Annotated in this window: 27 protein-coding genes; all 27 read right to left on the reverse strand. The window is 37.4% G+C overall.

The window, feature by feature from the left end; translation table 11 throughout:
• Window positions 1–4 precede the first annotated feature (4 nt).
• The 27 genes from rpsM to rpsG all read right to left on the reverse strand — a co-directional run bounded on the left by rpsM (window position 5) and on the right by rpsG (window position 14,138).
• The gene (gene rpsM / locus ACY2RS_RS00980) at window positions 5–379 is read right to left on the reverse strand and encodes a 30S ribosomal protein S13 (RefSeq protein WP_490096729.1); all 375 of its coding nucleotides are present in this window, start codon (window positions 377–379) and stop codon (window positions 5–7) included.
• Window positions 380–382: 3 nt separating this feature from the next.
• Window positions 383–499 carry a type B 50S ribosomal protein L36 gene (gene ykgO, locus ACY2RS_RS00985; RefSeq protein ID WP_114676954.1) on the reverse strand — a complete coding sequence of 39 codons (117 nt, stop codon included), beginning with the start codon at window positions 497–499 and terminating at the stop codon, window positions 383–385.
• 12 nt (window positions 500–511) lie between these two features.
• The gene (gene infA, locus ACY2RS_RS00990; RefSeq protein WP_068589225.1) at window positions 512–727 is read right to left on the reverse strand and encodes a translation initiation factor IF-1; all 216 of its coding nucleotides are present in this window, start codon (window positions 725–727) and stop codon (window positions 512–514) included.
• Window positions 728–729: 2 nt separating this feature from the next.
• Window positions 730–2,064, reverse strand: coding sequence for a preprotein translocase subunit SecY (secY, locus tag ACY2RS_RS00995; RefSeq protein ID WP_490096730.1), 1,335 nt, complete (start codon window positions 2,062–2,064; stop codon window positions 730–732).
• A gap of 12 nt (window positions 2,065–2,076) precedes the next feature.
• Window positions 2,077–2,529, reverse strand: coding sequence for a 50S ribosomal protein L15 (gene rplO / locus ACY2RS_RS01000; RefSeq protein ID WP_490096731.1), 453 nt, complete (start codon window positions 2,527–2,529; stop codon window positions 2,077–2,079).
• Between the two features lie 11 nt (window positions 2,530–2,540).
• Entirely contained in the window at window positions 2,541–2,720 is a 180-nt protein-coding gene (gene rpmD, locus ACY2RS_RS01005; protein ID WP_490096732.1) for a 50S ribosomal protein L30, read from the reverse strand.
• Between the two features lie 11 nt (window positions 2,721–2,731).
• Window positions 2,732–3,256: a 30S ribosomal protein S5 gene (rpsE, locus tag ACY2RS_RS01010; protein WP_490096733.1), complete on the reverse strand. Its 525-nt coding sequence runs from the start codon at window positions 3,254–3,256 to the stop codon at window positions 2,732–2,734.
• 5 nt (window positions 3,257–3,261) lie between these two features.
• Window positions 3,262–3,618 (reverse strand): 50S ribosomal protein L18, encoded by a 357-nt coding sequence (rplR, locus tag ACY2RS_RS01015; protein ID WP_490096734.1) that lies wholly within the window; start codon window positions 3,616–3,618, stop codon window positions 3,262–3,264.
• Window positions 3,619–3,632: 14 nt separating this feature from the next.
• A complete protein-coding gene (rplF, locus tag ACY2RS_RS01020) occupies window positions 3,633–4,175 on the reverse strand; it encodes a 50S ribosomal protein L6 (RefSeq protein ID WP_490096735.1) in 543 nt (180 codons plus the stop codon).
• 19 nt (window positions 4,176–4,194) lie between these two features.
• Window positions 4,195–4,596, reverse strand: coding sequence for a 30S ribosomal protein S8 (rpsH, locus tag ACY2RS_RS01025; protein ID WP_490096736.1), 402 nt, complete (start codon window positions 4,594–4,596; stop codon window positions 4,195–4,197).
• 92 nt (window positions 4,597–4,688) lie between these two features.
• Window positions 4,689–4,958 (reverse strand): 30S ribosomal protein S14, encoded by a 270-nt coding sequence (gene rpsN / locus ACY2RS_RS01030; protein ID WP_298239217.1) that lies wholly within the window; start codon window positions 4,956–4,958, stop codon window positions 4,689–4,691.
• 1 nt (window position 4,959) lies between these two features.
• Entirely contained in the window at window positions 4,960–5,511 is a 552-nt protein-coding gene (gene rplE / locus ACY2RS_RS01035) for a 50S ribosomal protein L5 (RefSeq protein ID WP_490096737.1), read from the reverse strand.
• 2 nt (window positions 5,512–5,513) lie between these two features.
• Window positions 5,514–5,828, reverse strand: coding sequence for a 50S ribosomal protein L24 (gene rplX, locus ACY2RS_RS01040; protein ID WP_490096738.1), 315 nt, complete (start codon window positions 5,826–5,828; stop codon window positions 5,514–5,516).
• Window positions 5,829–5,841: 13 nt separating this feature from the next.
• Entirely contained in the window at window positions 5,842–6,210 is a 369-nt protein-coding gene (rplN, locus tag ACY2RS_RS01045) for a 50S ribosomal protein L14 (RefSeq protein WP_490096739.1), read from the reverse strand.
• A 3-nt stretch (window positions 6,211–6,213) separates the two neighbouring features.
• Window positions 6,214–6,477 carry a 30S ribosomal protein S17 gene (rpsQ, locus tag ACY2RS_RS01050; RefSeq protein ID WP_151675189.1) on the reverse strand — a complete coding sequence of 88 codons (264 nt, stop codon included), beginning with the start codon at window positions 6,475–6,477 and terminating at the stop codon, window positions 6,214–6,216.
• Between the two features lie 15 nt (window positions 6,478–6,492).
• The gene (gene rpmC, locus ACY2RS_RS01055; protein WP_490096740.1) at window positions 6,493–6,684 is read right to left on the reverse strand and encodes a 50S ribosomal protein L29; all 192 of its coding nucleotides are present in this window, start codon (window positions 6,682–6,684) and stop codon (window positions 6,493–6,495) included.
• A 16-nt stretch (window positions 6,685–6,700) separates the two neighbouring features.
• On the reverse strand, window positions 6,701–7,120 hold the full coding sequence (gene rplP, locus ACY2RS_RS01060; protein ID WP_490096741.1) for a 50S ribosomal protein L16: 420 nt from the start codon (window positions 7,118–7,120) through the stop codon (window positions 6,701–6,703).
• 20 nt (window positions 7,121–7,140) lie between these two features.
• The gene (rpsC, locus tag ACY2RS_RS01065; RefSeq protein ID WP_490096742.1) at window positions 7,141–7,869 is read right to left on the reverse strand and encodes a 30S ribosomal protein S3; all 729 of its coding nucleotides are present in this window, start codon (window positions 7,867–7,869) and stop codon (window positions 7,141–7,143) included.
• A gap of 7 nt (window positions 7,870–7,876) precedes the next feature.
• Entirely contained in the window at window positions 7,877–8,284 is a 408-nt protein-coding gene (rplV, locus tag ACY2RS_RS01070; protein ID WP_490096743.1) for a 50S ribosomal protein L22, read from the reverse strand.
• A gap of 6 nt (window positions 8,285–8,290) precedes the next feature.
• Window positions 8,291–8,569, reverse strand: a complete 279-nt coding sequence (gene rpsS / locus ACY2RS_RS01075; RefSeq protein ID WP_490096744.1) for a 30S ribosomal protein S19 — start codon at window positions 8,567–8,569, stop codon at window positions 8,291–8,293.
• A 3-nt stretch (window positions 8,570–8,572) separates the two neighbouring features.
• Window positions 8,573–9,397 (reverse strand): 50S ribosomal protein L2, encoded by an 825-nt coding sequence (gene rplB / locus ACY2RS_RS01080; RefSeq protein WP_490096745.1) that lies wholly within the window; start codon window positions 9,395–9,397, stop codon window positions 8,573–8,575.
• A gap of 25 nt (window positions 9,398–9,422) precedes the next feature.
• Entirely contained in the window at window positions 9,423–9,716 is a 294-nt protein-coding gene (gene rplW, locus ACY2RS_RS01085) for a 50S ribosomal protein L23 (RefSeq protein WP_490096746.1), read from the reverse strand.
• Between the two features lie 7 nt (window positions 9,717–9,723).
• Window positions 9,724–10,353, reverse strand: coding sequence for a 50S ribosomal protein L4 (rplD, locus tag ACY2RS_RS01090; protein WP_490096747.1), 630 nt, complete (start codon window positions 10,351–10,353; stop codon window positions 9,724–9,726).
• Entirely contained in the window at window positions 10,353–10,964 is a 612-nt protein-coding gene (gene rplC, locus ACY2RS_RS01095) for a 50S ribosomal protein L3 (protein WP_490096748.1), read from the reverse strand. The genes rplD and rplC overlap by 1 nt, the downstream gene beginning before the upstream one ends.
• A 249-nt stretch (window positions 10,965–11,213) precedes the next feature.
• Window positions 11,214–11,519, reverse strand: a complete 306-nt coding sequence (rpsJ, locus tag ACY2RS_RS01100; protein ID WP_007094989.1) for a 30S ribosomal protein S10 — start codon at window positions 11,517–11,519, stop codon at window positions 11,214–11,216.
• A 10-nt stretch (window positions 11,520–11,529) separates the two neighbouring features.
• Window positions 11,530–13,656, reverse strand: a complete 2,127-nt coding sequence (gene fusA, locus ACY2RS_RS01105; RefSeq protein WP_490096749.1) for an elongation factor G — start codon at window positions 13,654–13,656, stop codon at window positions 11,530–11,532.
• A 5-nt stretch (window positions 13,657–13,661) separates the two neighbouring features.
• Window positions 13,662–14,138, reverse strand: a complete 477-nt coding sequence (gene rpsG, locus ACY2RS_RS01110; protein ID WP_490096750.1) for a 30S ribosomal protein S7 — start codon at window positions 14,136–14,138, stop codon at window positions 13,662–13,664.
• Window positions 14,139–14,153: the final 15 nt, after the last annotated feature.

Raw genomic sequence — 14,153 nt, forward strand, 5'->3', positions numbered from 1 at the left:
TCTATTATTTAGTTGCTTTTTTCTTATTAGCAACAGTTTTACGTTTTCCTTTTCTTGTTCTTGAGTTATTCTTAGTACGTTGTCCTCTTAAAGGAAGACCCGCTCTATGACGAATACCTCTATAACATCCAATGTCCATAAGACGTTTGATGTTTAATTGAACTTCAGAACGTAATTCACCTTCGATTTTGAAAGACCCTACAGCTTCACGAATGTTCCCGATTTCTTCATCGTTCCACTCACTTACTTTTTTGTCTTCGCTAACTCCAGCTTTTTCCAATATAGCTTGGGCACGGCTTCTACCAATACCAAAGATATATGTTAACGCGATTACACCCCTTTTTTGTTTAGGGATATCTACACCTGCGATTCTTGCCATAACTTATCCTTGTCTTTGTTTGAACCTAGGGTTCTTTTTATTAATTACATATAATCTACCTTTTCTACGTACAATAACGCAGTCGGCACTTCTTTTCTTAACTGATGCTCTTACTTTCATCTGATTTTAATTTTAGTATCTGTATGTGATACGAGCCTTTGTTAAATCGTAAGGGCTCATTTCTAATTTTACTTTATCTCCAGGTAACAATTTAATATAGTGCATGCGCATTTTACCTGAAATGTGTGCAGTTACAATATGTCCGTTTTCTAACTCTACACGAAACATTGCATTACTTAATGCTTCTACAATGCTTCCGTCTTGTTCTATTGCGGGTTGTTTTGCCATAATTACGCTACTGCTTTTCTGTTTTTACCAGACTTCATTAAGCCATCATAATGACGGTTTAATAAGTATGAGTTAATTTGTTGCATAGTATCTATTGCTACACCTACCATAATAAGTAGTGAGGTACCTCCAAAAAACAATGCCCATCCTTGTTGCACACCTAAGAACTTAACTACGACTGCAGGAAATATTGCAATCAATGCTAAGAAAATAGATCCCGGCAATGTGATTTGTGACATGATTTTATCTAAAAATTCTGCAGTCTCACCACCTGGCTTAATACCTGGTATAAATCCACCACTTCTTTTTAAATCATCAGCCATTTTATTTGTTGGCACTGTAATAGCAGTATAAAAATATGTGAACACTATAATTAGGAGTGCAAATGTAATGTTATACCACAAACCAAAAATATCACTATAGTTAGCCAACATCCATTGACCAACACTAGTATCTTTCATGAAACTAACACCTCCTAAAAAACTAGGCACGAACATAATTGCTTGCGCAAAGATAATAGGCATTACTCCAGAAGCATTTAACTTTAAAGGAATAAACTGTCTAGCTCCAAAAATATTCTTCTCATATTCTCCAGTAGCAGTTCTACGCGCATATTGTACAGGTATCTTGCGAACAGCCATTACTAACAATACACTTAGTAGTATAATTACAAACCAAATTACCAATTCGATAAGAACTAACATCACAGAAGATGAGGCTAATTCCTGAGCAAATGATAATGGTAAGGTAGCAATAATACCTACCATAATTAAGATAGAAATACCGTTACCAATTCCTTTATCTGTAATCTTCTCTCCTAACCACATTGCAAAAACACAACCAGTTACTAAGATAATTGTAGAAGAAATAAAGAACATTGGCGTTTTACCAAGTATAAATGCTTCAGCAGGAACCCCTAAGGCTTCTAAACCGAACAAGTAACTTGGCGCTTGAATCAAACAAATACCTATGGTTAACCAACGAGTAATTTGATTGATCTTCTTTCTACCGCTCTCTCCTTCTTTTTGTAATTTCTGTAAATAAGGAACTGCAATCTGCATCAATTGAACCACAATGGAAGCAGAGATATAAGGCATAATACCTAATGCAAATACAGACGCATTAGAAAATGCACCTCCTGTAAAAGCATTAATTAACCCACCGATTCCACCAGCATCAAACTTGCCAGCAAATTCACTAAGTTTTGAGGCATCAATACCAGGTAATACTACTTGAGCACCAAAACGGTATACAAGTAATAAACCTAACGTTACCATGATACGGTTACGTAGTTCCTCTATTTTCCAAACATTTTTTAAGGTTTCAATAAATTTCATCCTTAGTATAGATTACAATGTTACTACTTCACCGCCAGCAGCTTCAATAGCTTTCTGAGCAGTACCCGTAAATTTGTGTGCAGTTACTGTTAATTTTGCTTTTAATTCTCCTCTTCCTAAAATCTTCACCATTTCATTTTTACCGGCAAGACCAAGTCCAACTAGTGTATCAAAATCTACAGTACCTTTAATTTTCTTTTCGTCAACTAACTGTTGTAAGGTATCCAAGTTGATTCCTTGGTACTCTTTACGATTAATGTTAGTGAAACCAAACTTAGGTACACGACGTTGTAGTGGCATTTGCCCACCTTCAAATCCTAATTTCTTAGAATATCCAGAACGAGACTTTGCTCCTTTGTGACCACGTGTTGCAGTACCACCTTTACCAGAACCTTGTCCACGACCAACGCGCTTTCCTTGTCTCTTAACCGAACCTTCCGCAGGTTTTAAGTTATTTAATTCCATGTGTCTTTATCTTAAACGGTTTCAACAGAAACCAAGTGTTTAACTTTATTTACCATACCAAGAATATTTGGCGTGTCATCATGCTCTACTACTTGACCAATTTTTCTTAGTCCTAAAGCTTCAAGCGTTCTCTTCTGGTTTTGAGTACGGTTAATCGCACTTTTCACCTTTGTTACTTTTATCTTTGCCATCTTAGTGCTGTTTATCCTTTAAACAATTTTTCCATTGAAATACCACGCTGTTTTGCAACAGTTTGAGCGCTTCTCATTTGTAGTAAAGCATCAAATGTTGCTTTTACTACATTATGTGGGTTAGAAGATCCTTGAGATTTTGATAATACATCATGTACACCAACTGCTTCCAATACGGCACGTACAGCACCACCAGCAATCACCCCTGTACCAGGAGCTGCAGGCAATAAGTTTACTCTTGCACCACCATATTTACCTTTTTGTTCGTGAGGTAATGTAGCTTTATTTAAAGGAATACGTACTAAGTTTTTCTTTGCATCTTCAATTGCTTTTGCAATTGCACTTGCAACATCCTTAGATTTACCTAATCCTTGTCCAACTACACCATTTTCATCACCAACTACAACAATAGCAGAGAAACCAAAGGCTCTACCACCTTTTGTTACTTTAGTTACACGTTGTACACCTACCAAACGATCTTTTAAATCAAGACCTCCTGGTTTTACTAATTCTACGTTTTTATAATTCTGATACATACTACTTAGAATTTTAGGCCACCTTCACGCGCACCTTCTGCTAATGATTTAACTCTTCCGTGATATAGGTAACCTCCTCTGTCAAAAGAAATGGTTTCAACACCTGCTTTTACAGCTTTCTCTGCGATTGCTTTACCTACTAACTTTGCTGCTTCAACTTTATTTACTTTTGAAGCATCTATATCTTTGTCTCTTGAAGATGCTGCTGTAATGGTTTTTCCATTTACATCATCAATCAATTGAGCATAAATTTCTTTATTACTTCTGAAAACTGCCAAGCGCGGACGTTGAACAGTTCCTGATACAGTTTTACGTATTCTGAAACGTAAACGCTGTCTTCTGTCTTGTTTTGATAATTTCATAACGTTCTTATTGCTTATGCAGATTTACCTGCTTTTCTTCTAATTTGTTCTCCTACAAACTTCACACCTTTTCCTTTGTAAGGTTCTGGTCTACGGAAACCGCGAATCTTCGCTGCAACCTGTCCAACCAATTGTTTGTCGTATGATGTTAATTTGACGATTGGATTTTTTCCTTTTTCAGAAACTGTTTCAACCTTTACTTCTGGAGCAATGTTCAATACAATATTATGAGAAAATCCTAAAGCAAGATCTAATTTTTGTCCTTGATGGCTAGCTCTATAACCTACACCAACCAATTCTAATTCTTTTGTCCATCCTCTTGAAACACCTTCAATCATGTTAAAGACTAAAGATCTATACAATCCATGTTTAGCTCTATGATCTTTATGATCTGTAGAACGCTCGACAACCACTTGGTCACCATCCACTTTAATTGTAACATCAGAGTACTCTTGTGTTAACTCTCCTAATTTTCCTTTTACAGTCACTATGTTTTCTTTAACATCAACTGTAACACCTGCAGGAATTGCTACCGGGTTTTTACCTATTCTTGACATCTGTTCTTGTCTTTAATGATTAATATACGTAACACAATACTTCACCACCTACATTTTGCGCTTGTGCTTGCTTTCCTGTCATTACCCCCGCAGAAGTTGAAACAATAGCAATACCCAAACCGTTCAAAATACGAGGCATCTCTTTTGAGCTAGCGTATTTACGTAAACCTGGTTTACTCATTCTTTGAATCTTCTTGATTACTGGATCTTTGGTAAGCTTATCATATTTCAAAGCGATTTTGATAGTTCCCTGAGGCCCTTTATCGTCTTCAAATTTGTAGCTTAACACATATCCTTGATCAAAAAGAATTTTTGTGATTTCTTTTTTTAGATTCGACGCCGGTATTTCAACAACACGGTGTCCTGCATGTACTGCATTTCTAACTCTCGTTAGGTAATCTGCGATTACGTCTGTATTCATATTTATTAAGTTGCGGTAGTGGTTTTCTGAAATAATAGATATTCAAAACCTTCTACCCATTTATAATTTTGTTAGCGAACTAACAGTTTGGTTTACCAAGATGCTTTTCTTACACCTGGGATAAGCCCTTGATTTGCCATTTCACGAAATGTTACACGTGAAATACCAAATGTTCTCATGTACCCTTTTGGTCTTCCTGTAAGTTTACAACGATTGTGCATACGAATAGGAGAAGCGTTTTTAGGTAATTTCTGTAATGCTTCGTAGTCTCCTGCTTCTTTTAAAGCTTTGCGTTTCTCAGCATATTTAGCTACCGTCTTTGCTCTTTTAACCTCACGGGCTTTCATTGATTCTTTAGCCATCTTAGTTCTTTTTAAAAGGTAAACCTAGTTCTGTTAATAATGATTTTGCTTCTTTATCTGTAGGAGCAGACGTCACAAAAGTGATGTTTAAACCTTCAATCTTTTTCACTTTATCGATATCGATTTCAGGGAAAATGATTTGTTCAGTAATACCCAAAGAATAGTTTCCTCTACCATCAAAACCAGTAGCTTTGATTCCGTTGAAGTCACGTACGCGTGGTAATGAAGAAGTTACTAATCTATCTAAGAACTCAAACATACGCTCACCTCTCAATGTTACCATTGCACCAATTGGCATACCTTTTCTTAATTTGAATGTCGCAACATCCTTTTTTGAAATAGTAGCAACGGCTTTCTGACCGGTGATGTTTGTCAACTCATCAATAGAGTAGTCAATCAATTTCTTATCGGCTACAGCAGCTCCAACACCACGAGACACAACAATGCGCTCTAGTTTTGGTACTTGCATTACATTTTTGTAACCAAATTCTTCTGTAAGAGCACCTATTACTCTGCTCTTATATTCTTCCTTAAGTCTTGGTGTATATCCCATAACTATAATACTTGATTCGATTTTTTAGAAAATCGTACTTTGTTACCATTTTCCATTTTATATCCAACACGTGTTGCAGTTCCTGTTTTAGGATCAACCAATGATAGATTTGAAATATGGATAGGAGCTTCTTTTTCAGTAATTCCACCTTGAGGATTCGCCGCACTTGGCTTCTCATGTTTCTTTACCATATTAACTCCTTCTACGATTGCTTTGTTTTTCTCAAGAAATACACGTAATATTTTACCTTCAGAACCTTTATGGTCTCCTGCAGTAACAACTACTGTATCTCCAGATTTTAATTTAAGCTTTGCCATTTTAATTTTCGTATTAAAGCACCTCTGGTGCCAATGATACTATTTTCATGAATTGTTTATCACGAAGTTCTCTTGCAACTGGTCCAAATACACGTGTACCTCTCATTTCACCTTGTGGGTTCAATAATACACACGCATTGTCATCAAAGCGGATATATGATCCATCTGCTCTTCTTACCTCCTTTTTTGTACGTACAACAACAGCCGTTGAAACTGTTCCTTTTTTTACTGTACCGTTAGGAGTAGCGTCTTTAACAGTTACCACTATCTTGTCACCAATTGAAGCATATCTTCTTTTAGTTCCACCTAGCACTCTAATGGTTAAAACCTCTTTAGCACCAGTGTTGTCTGCGACCTTAAGTCTTGATTCTTGTTGTAACATATCTTACTTCGCTCTTTCAATGATTTCTACTAATCTCCAACATTTAGTTTTACTCATAGGTCGTGTTTCCATGATCTTAACAGTATCACCTTCGTTGCAGTTATTTGTCTCGTCGTGCGCTACATACTTCTTCGTTTTTAAAACGAATTTTCCATACATAGGGTGCTTTACTTTTTTTACTTCGGCAACAACAATAGACTTGTCCATTTTGTTACTAGTAACTACACCAACACGTTCTTTTCTTAAATTTCTTTTTAATTCTTCCATCTTTCAGCTTGGTACTTATTGTACTTCTCTTTTAGTTAGTTCTGTCGCGATTCTAGCTACGGTTCTTCTATGAGAACGTAATTGAATAGGATTCTCTAACGGTGAAATGGTGTGAGCCATTTTAAAATCTGAATACACTTTCTTAGCTTCTGCAAGTTTTGCTTGCAAATCTGCTGTTGATGCTTCGTTTATCTCTGATTGTTTCATAATACAGTTTCAAAAATTAAGCTTGAAAATCTCTAGATACCACAAACTTGGTTTTCACTGGAAGCTTTTGAGCCGCAAGGCGCAATGCTTCTTTAGCTGTTTCCATTGGCACTCCAGATACTTCAAACAAAACTCTACCTGGTTTAACAACAGCTGCCCAATATTCTACAGCACCTTTACCTTTACCCATACGAACCTCAAGAGGCTTTTTGGTAATAGGTTTATCTGGAAAGATCATGATCCACATAGACCCTTCTCTTTTCATAAAACGTGTTGCTGCAATACGAGCTGCTTCAATTTGACGAGCCGTCAAGAAATTTGAATCTAAAGATTTAATTCCAAACGTTCCATAAGAAAGTTGATTTCCGCGTCCAGCATTACCCTTCATACGTCCTTTCTGTTGTTTACGGAACTTGGTTCTTTTAGGTTGTAACATTTTTCTTTTACTTTAAAAAATTACTTTCTACGACGTGACTTATTACCACCTCGTCCTTGATTTCCACCTTTTCCACCTTTTTTGTTACCCGTAGATAACCCAACTAATGGAGAAAGTTCTCTTTTGCCATATACTTCACCTTTCATGATCCATACTTTAACACCTAATCTACCATAGGTAGTATGTGCCTCAACTAAAGCATAATCAATATCGGCTCTAAATGTTGATAAAGGAATACGACCGTCTTTGTAGGACTCGCTACGTGCCATTTCAGCACCATTTAAACGTCCAGAAATCTGAATTTTAATTCCCTCAGCATTCATACGCATTGCTGCAGCAATTGCCATTTTGATAGCACGACGGTAAGAAATTCTATTCTCAATTTGTCTTGCTACACTAGCACCTACTAAATGCGCATCCAACTCAGGTCTCTTGATCTCATGGATGTTGATCTGTACTTCTTTACCTGTAATTTTCTTAAGCTCTTCTTTCAACTTGTCTACCTCTTGTCCACCTTTCCCGATAATAATACCAGGTCTTGCAGTAGTGATAGTAACGGTTACAAGTTTAAGCGTACGCTCAATAATTACTCTAGACACACTTGCTTTACTTAAACGAGCGTGAATATACTTTCTAATCTTGTCGTCTTCGGCTAATTTATCACCGTAGTCGTTCCCACCGTACCAGTTAGATTCCCATCCTCTGATAATTCCTAAGCGGTTTCCGATTGGATTTGTCTTCTGTCCCATTTATAATTTAGCTTTGTGTGTTATCGTTAGCTCCTAATACCAATGTAACATGGTTTGAGCGTTTTCTAATTCTGTGCGCACGACCCTGCGGTGCAGGACGTAATCTCTTTAACATAGCTCCTCCGTCAACACGAATTTCTTTGATAAAAAGATCTGCATCTTCTATAGAAGCATCTTCGTTTTTAGATTGCCAGTTTGCAATAGCAGACAATAACAATTTCTCTAAACGACGTGATGATTCTTTTGAACTAAACTTTAAAATGTTTAGTGCCTTGTCAATTTTCTCACCTCTTACTAAATCCGCCATTAAGCGCATTTTTCTTGGTGATGTAGGGCAGTTATTCAACTTAGCGAAGTACTGAGTCTTCTTAGCCTCTTTAATCTGCTCTGCTCTTTCTCTTTTACGAACTCCCATGGCCTATTATTTTTTACCTTTATTTTTTGCACCTGCGTGACCACGGAATGATCTTGTTGGTGAAAATTCTCCTAGTTTATGTCCTACCATATTCTCAGTTACATATACTGGCACGAATTGACGGCCATTATGAACTGCAATAGTTTGTCCTACAAAATCTGGAGTAATCATAGAAGCTCTTGACCAAGTCTTGATCACAGTCTTTTTATTAGACTCCACATTATCTTGTACTTTCTTATCTAACTTGTAGTGAACGTACGGTCCTTTTTTTAACGATCTTGCCATAGCTTATTTCTTTCTACGTTCGATTATGTATTTATTACTCTGCTTTGTCTTTGAACGGGTTCTAAATCCTTTTGCAGGAATACCGTTTCTAGAGCGTGGGTGTCCACCAGAAGACTTCCCTTCACCACCACCCATTGGATGATCGACCGGGTTCATAACTACTGGTCTAGTACGTGGTCTTCTACCTTGCCATCTAGAACGTCCAGCCTTACCAGATACAGTTAACTGGTGGTCACTATTAGATATAGCACCAATAGTTGCCATACAAGTGACTAAGATTAAACGTGTTTCACCAGAAGGTAATTTAACGGTAGCAAATTTACCATCACGCGCCATTAATTGTGCAAAAGCACCAGCACTACGAGCCAATACAGCTCCTTGTCCTGGACGCAACTCTATACAAGAGATAATGGTACCTAATGGAATGTTTGATAAGGTCATTGCATTTCCAATTTCTGGAGCTACAGCATCGCCAGAGACGATATTTTGACCAACTTGAAGACCGTTTTGAGCAATTACATAACGCTTCTCACCATCTTGATAGTTTAATAAAGCGATGAATGCTGTACGGTTTGGATCGTATTCAATAGAAGCTACGGTAGCAGGCACTCCTGCCTTTTCGCGCTTAAAATCGATAATTCTATACTTCTTTTTGTGACCACCACCTATGTAGCGCATGGTCATCTTTCCTTGACTGTTTCTACCACCAGACCTCTTTTTCGGAGCTAATAAACTTTTCTCCGGCTTATCAGTTGTAATGGCGTCAAATCCATTTACAACTCTAAAACGCTGTCCTGGGGTGATTGGTTTTAATTTTCTTACTGACATTTTTGTCTTTTTTTAATTGAAAAGCTTATTCAGCTCCTCCGTAAAAATCTATTGTATCACCTTCCGCCACCTGTACAATTGCTTTTTTGTAAGCATTTGTTTTACCAGTTTGAATTCCCGTTTTTGTGTAACGAGTTTTTCTATCTGGGCGGACATTTAATGTGCGAACTTTAAGAACAGAAACTTCATAAGCAGCTTCCACCGCTTTTTTGATTTCTACCTTATTCGCCTTTGGGTTTACTACGAATCCGTAACGGTTATTTAATTCCGCATCTGCCGTAGCTTTTTCCGTAATTATAGGTTTAATTAAGATACTCATCTTGTTTCTATTTACTTAAGTTTGACTCAATTCCTTCCAAAGAACCTTCAAATAGCACTACACTATTTGCGTTCAAAATTTTATAAGTACTTAATTCTGAGTTACTTACGACTTCAGTACCTTTTAAATTTCGCGAAGACAAATATACATTATTATTTGATTCACCCAACACAAACAAAGACTTTTTGTTTTCAAGACCTAAAGTCTTTAAAACTGCAGTAAAATCTTTTGTTTTAGGAGTATCAAATTTTAGGTCTTCTAACACAACGATTGCCTTATCATTTGCCTTCATTGTAAGGGCAGATTTACGAGCTAAACGCTTTAAGTTCTTGTTTAATTTAAACGAGTAGTTTCTTGGTCTTGGACCAAACATACGACCACCACCTTTAAAAACACCAGACTTAATACTACCCGCACGAGCAGTACCAGTTCCTTTTTGTTTCTTTATCTTTCTGGTAGATCCAGCAATCTCTGCACGTTCTTTTGCTTTATGCGTTCCTTGACGTTGATTTGCCAAGTACTGCTTTACATCAAGATATACAGCGTGATTGTTAGGCTCAATACCAAACACATCTTTAGAAAGCTCTACCTTTCTTCCTGTGTCTTTTCCTTTACTATCTAATACAGCTACCTTCATTATTTCTGAATCGTTACGTAAGCGTTTTTATGTCCAGGAACACACCCTTTCACAACAAGTAGGTTCTTTTCAGCAACTACTTTTAAAACTCTTAAATTTTGAACTTTCACCTTTTCGTTCCCCATTTGACCAGCCATCTTCATTCCTTTGAATACTCTCGCAGGATACGACGCTGCACCAATAGAACCTGGCGCTCTTAAACGGTTATGTTGACCGTGAGTAGCTTGACCTACACCACCAAAACCGTGACGTTTTACAACACCTTGAAAACCTTTACCTTTTGAAGTACCCGCCACATCAACGAATTCTCCTTCTGTAAAGTGCTCTACAGTAATTGTATCACCTAATTTAACTTCCTCATCAAAACCTTTAAATTCGGCGACTTTGCGTTTTGCAACGGTTCCTGCTTTTTTAAAGTGCCCTTCAGCAGCTTTTGTAGCAGTCTTCTTGTCATCGAAACCTAATTGAAGCGCAGCATAACCGTCAACTTCTTCAGTTCTGACTTGGGTAACAACACAGGGCCCACACTCTATAACGGTACATGGTATATTCTTACCATTCTCGTCAAAGATGCTGGTCATCCCTATCTTTTTTCCAATTAACCCAGACATAATTTATTATTTATTGATTTATACTCGAATGTAGCACTCACTACGTTCTTAATTATTATTTTTTTTCGCTTTGCCCCTCCCTAAAGGGTGGCGAAAAAAATTTCCTCCCTTTAGGGACGGGGAAAAGAAATTTTATTAAAAACAAAAGGGATCAAAATAAATTCGATCCCGAATATTACTTTGTTTTCCGTTTTTCCCTCGCTCGCAGCTTAGGACATGTCTACTGAAAATAAAATTTCAGAAATATACTTAGACTTTAATCTCTACTTCAACACCACTTGGCAACTCTAACTTCATTAGAGCGTCAATTGTTTTTGAAGAAGAACTGTAGATGTCCAATAACCTCTTGTAAGAGCTTAATTGAAACTGCTCTCTACTCTTCTTGTTTACGTGTGGTGAACGTAATACTGTAAAGATTTTCTTGTGTGTTGGTAACGGAATTGGTCCAGTTACAACAGCACCTGTTGTTTTAACAGTCTTAACGATTTTTTCAGCAGATTTGTCTACTAAATTATGATCGTATGATTTTAATTTAATTCTTATTTTTTGACTCATTGCTGAAATATTAAGCGTTAGTTCCTCTAGCGGCAGCGATTACTTCTTCTGAAATATTAGAAGGTGTCTCTGCATAGTGTGAAAATTCCATTGTTGACGTTGCACGACCTGATGACAATGTTCTTAATGTTGTAACATATCCGAACATTTCAGAAAGTGGCACTGTAGCTTTTACAGTTTTAGCACCTGCACGGTCACCCATATCACTTACTTGTCCACGTCTTCTATTTAAATCACCTACAATGTCACCCATGTTTTCTTCAGGAGTAATTACCTCAAGCTTCATGATTGGTTCCATAATAACAGCTTTTGCCGCTTTTGCAGAGTTTTTAAATCCAAGTTTAGCAGCCAATTCGAAAGATAACTGATCCGAATCCACATCATGGTAAGATCCATCTTTCAACGTTACTTTCATAGAATCAACTTCATATCCTGCTAATGGACCATTGATCATCGCCATTTTAAATCCTTTTTCAATAGAAGGGATAAATTCTTTAGGAACGTTACCACCTTTAATGATAGACTCAAATTGAAGACCTACTACTCCTTCGTCTGCTGGTTCAATCGTAAATACGATATCAGCAAACTTACCACGACCACCAGATTGTTTTTTATAAACTTCCCTATGATCTGCAGCTCTTGTGATAGCTTCTTTGTACTCAACTTGCGGCTGGCCTTGATTTACTTCAACCTTAAACTCACGCTTTAAACGGTCTACAATTACATCTAAGTGAAGTTCACCCATTCCAGAAATAATGGTCTGTCCTGAAGCTTCGTCTGAACGCACTGTAAACGTTGGATCCTCTTCAGCTAATTTAGCCAAACCAATACCTAATTTATCAACGTCCGCTTTAGTCTTAGGCTCCACAGCAATACCAATTACTGGATCCGGGAAGTCCATAGATTCTAACACAATTGGGTGTTTCTCGGCCGAAAGTGTATCTCCTGTTTTGATAGATTTAAATCCAACAGCAGCTCCAATATCTCCAGCTTCTATAAAATCGATTGCATTTTGCTTGTTAGCATGCATTTGGTAGATACGTGAAATACGCTCTTTTTTTCCTGAACGGTTGTTTAAAACATACGAACCTGCATCTAAACGACCAGAGTACGCTCTAAAGAATGCTAAACGACCAACAAAAGGATCGGTAGCAATTTTAAATGCCAATGCAGCAAAAGGCTCATCAACACTTGGCTTACGAAGCTCTTCTTGCTCTGTATTTGGATTCACACCAACGATACCTTCCTTATCCACTGGAGAAGGTAAGTAACGACATACAGCATCTAATAAGAACTGAACTCCTTTGTTTTTAAACGCAGAACCACAGATCATAGGTATGATAGCCATATCCATTACAGCAGCTCTAAGTGCTTTGTGCACTTCTTCTTCTGTAATAGAATCTTCGTCTTCCATAAATTTCTCTAAAAGATTCTCATCGTAACTTGCTACTTCTTCAATTAAAAGCGCACGGTACTTACGAGCTTCTTCTTTCATATCCTCAGGAATGTCAATCACATCAAATGTTGACCCTTGAGTTGCATCATGCCATACAATAGCACGGTTTTTTACTAAGTCAATAACACCTTTAAAATCTTCTTCATCACCAATGTTAAGTACAATAGGCACTGCGTTAGACTTCAACATGTCTTTTACTTGCTGACAAACACCCAAAAAGTCAGATCCTTGACGGTCCATTTTGTTAACGAAACCAATTCTAGGTACTTTATAGTTATCTGCCAATCTCCAGTTAGTTTCAGATTGTGGCTCTACACCATCAACTGCACTAAACAAGAATACCAAACCATCTAATACACGTAAAGATCTATTTACCTCTACAGTAAAATCTACGTGACCAGGAGTATCAATAATGTTGAAGTGATATCCTTTTGTTTCAGGTGTTGGTTCTCCGTTTTCAATTGGGAATTTCCACTCACATGTTGTCGCCGCTGAAGTAATCGTGATACCACGTTCCTGCTCTTGCTCCATCCAGTCCATTGTAGCAGCACCATCATGTACTTCTCCAATTTTGTGTGAAACTCCTGTATAATAAAGAACACGCTCAGTAGTGGTTGTTTTACCAGCATCAATATGAGCCGCAATTCCAATGTTTCTTGTGAATTTTAAATCTCTTGCCATTTCTGTTAGAATCTAAAGTGTGAGAATGCTTTATTTGCTTCGGCCATTTTGTGCGTATCTGTACGCTTTTTAACCGCTGCTCCTTCTTCTTTAGCTGCTGCTAGGATCTCAGATGCTAGCTTTTGAGCCATTGATTTTTCGTTACGTTTTCTAGCGTAACCGATCAACCACTTCATAGCAGTTGAGATCTTACGATCTGCACGAATCTGCATAGGTATCTGGAATGTAGCTCCACCTACTCTACGACTACGTACTTCAACGTGAGGCATTACGTTTGAAAGGGCATCCTTCCAAATCTCTAAACCTGTTTTTTCTTCGTCTGTCTTTTTTTCTTCTACGATGTCAATTGCATCATAAAATACTTTGAACGCCACCGACTTCTTACCGTCCCACATCAAGTTGTTCACAAAACGTGTAACTAACTGATCGTTAAATCTTGGATCTGGTAAAAGCGGTCTTTTCTTGGCTGCTCTTTTTCTCATGTCTTCGTTTTAAAA

This window comes from Patiriisocius sp. 208BN25-11 (genome assembly GCF_058147145.1).